The sequence below is a fragment of the Streptomyces ochraceiscleroticus genome (assembly GCF_000720485.1).
Classification (GTDB): Bacteria; Actinomycetota; Actinomycetes; order Streptomycetales; family Streptomycetaceae; genus Streptomyces; species Streptomyces ochraceiscleroticus.
In genome coordinates this window covers 1-292 of the sequence record NZ_JOAX01000127.1, presented here as the reverse complement: position 1 = coordinate 292, position 292 = coordinate 1, and the positions used below count along the sequence as shown (strand labels likewise).

1 protein-coding gene is annotated in these 292 nt (G+C 71.9%); it reads left to right on the top strand.

All coding sequences use genetic code 11. From position 1 onward, the window contains the following. A partial coding sequence (locus IG84_RS38595; protein ID WP_037801497.1) for a hypothetical protein occupies positions 1–292 on the top strand: 292 nt, incomplete at both ends.

Below are 292 nucleotides of genomic sequence, written 5' to 3'. Positions count from 1 at the left end.
GCAGGACCTGCACGAGATCTACGAGGGCGAGGTCCGCTACGCCCGCGACGCGTTCGAGGGCCTGCGCCTGATGGACGCCCTGATCGCGGTCAAGCGCGGGGTGCCGGGCGCGACCCTGCCGGAGCTCAAGCAGCGCCGTGTGCCCAAGCGGGACACCGCCGTACTGGAGGTCGAGGAGCCCGAGGGCTCGGTCCGCTCCGACGTGGCCACCGACAACCCGGTCCCGGAGCCGCCCTTCTGGGGCACTCGCGTGGTGAAGGGCATTCAGCTCGCCGACTACGCCTCCTGGCTG